Below are 1,321 nucleotides of genomic sequence, written 5' to 3' on the forward strand. Positions count from 1 at the left end.
TGCGTGGCCCCTGCGGGTGACGCCCCGGATGACGGCTTCGGCGCGTAGAACCGGTTCGTCAGCGGGTGCAGATCAACGGCTCAAGCTGCGATCGGAAGCGGTGTGCTGAAAGCGGCCCGTTCGTCGAAGAGCTGTCGGGTCTGCAGGCAGTGGTAAAGCTGTCCGATCATGCGGTTGAAGAGGTTGCGCTGCGCGGAGGCGTGCCAGTCGCCTTGTTCGCGTCGGCGTCGGTAGTGGCCGCCTGCTCCGGGTGAGGCGGTGATAGCGGAGAAGGCCCAGAGGAAGCCGACGTTGCAGAGCCGGTTGTTCTTGACGAACCTTCGGCCGACGTAGTGCTTCTTGCCGGAGGCGCGGGTGACGGGTGCGGACCCGGCGTAGGCCTTGAGCGCGCGGGCGTCGGCGAAGCGGGATCTGTCGTCGCCGATCTCGGCGAAAGCGCGGGCCGCCAGGAGGGGACCCATGCCGGGGAAGCTGCGGATGATCGCGGAGTCCGGGTGGCTGGCGAAGGCTTCCTCGGTCGCGGCGGCGAGCTCGTCGGCGCTCTCGCAGGCGGCGTCCAACTGGCGGAGGATCGCGAACATCTGCTTGCCCATGGCTTCCTCGGGTCGTGTCCCTTGTCGTGGTGTAGCCGATCAACCGGCGGTCGTGTTCGTGGTGTTGGGTAGCGCGGGGGCGCTTTCGGGGAGCTCGGGGTAGAGCTGGTCCATGCTGCCCTCGGGTAGGTAGCGGCGGGGGAAAGCGATCCACTCGTCGTGCAGTTCGAAGAGCACCGCCGTGACCAGCCGAAGCAACGCGTCGTCGTTGGGGAAGACCTGGACGACGTCGGTGCGGCGCTTGACCTCGCGGTTGATCCGCTCAAGCGGGTTGGTCGACTGGATCTTCTTCCAATGTCGTTCCGGGAAGGCGGCGAACGCGGTCAGGTCGTCCTTTGCTTCCAGCAGCATCTCCTTGACCTTCGGGAACTGCTTGCCGAGCATGTCGGCGACCGTGTCGAGCTGGGCTCGCACCGTTTCCCCGGAGGGCTGGGCGAAGATCGTGCGGATCGTTGCCGCGACCATCTCGCCCGCTTCCTTGTTGATCACGGAGAAGGTGTTGCGCAGGAAGTGAAGCCGTAGAGAATCAAGATGTTGCTTCCGTCTGCTGGTGTCGTTGATCTGGTATGGCGCTTTCAGAGGGGGTGCGCGGCCAACTTGCCGTGCGGTTCAAGGTGTTGCTGCCGCATCTGAATGTGTGCTTCCCCTCGTAGCGTGGAGTCGTGACCCGATAAGGAGTTGAGGGTGGGGAAGCGACGTACGTACGACGCCGAGTTCCGGGAGGGGGC

The 1,321-nt window shown here is 65.2% G+C and carries 2 pseudogenes; both read right to left on the bottom strand.

Annotated elements, in window-relative coordinates:
• Positions 1 to 80: 80 nt before the first annotated feature.
• Positions 81 to 620 (bottom strand): annotated as a pseudogene (locus ACIOFR_RS42350) (transposase); the annotation flags it as partial.
• A 12-nt stretch (positions 621 to 632) separates the two neighbouring features.
• A pseudogene (locus ACIOFR_RS42355) lies at positions 633 to 1,112 on the bottom strand (transposase); the annotation flags it as partial.
• Positions 1,113 to 1,321: the final 209 nt, after the last annotated feature.

The sequence above is a fragment of the Kitasatospora sp. NPDC088346 genome, from assembly GCF_044740765.1.
Lineage (GTDB): Bacteria > Actinomycetota > Actinomycetes > Streptomycetales > Streptomycetaceae > Kitasatospora.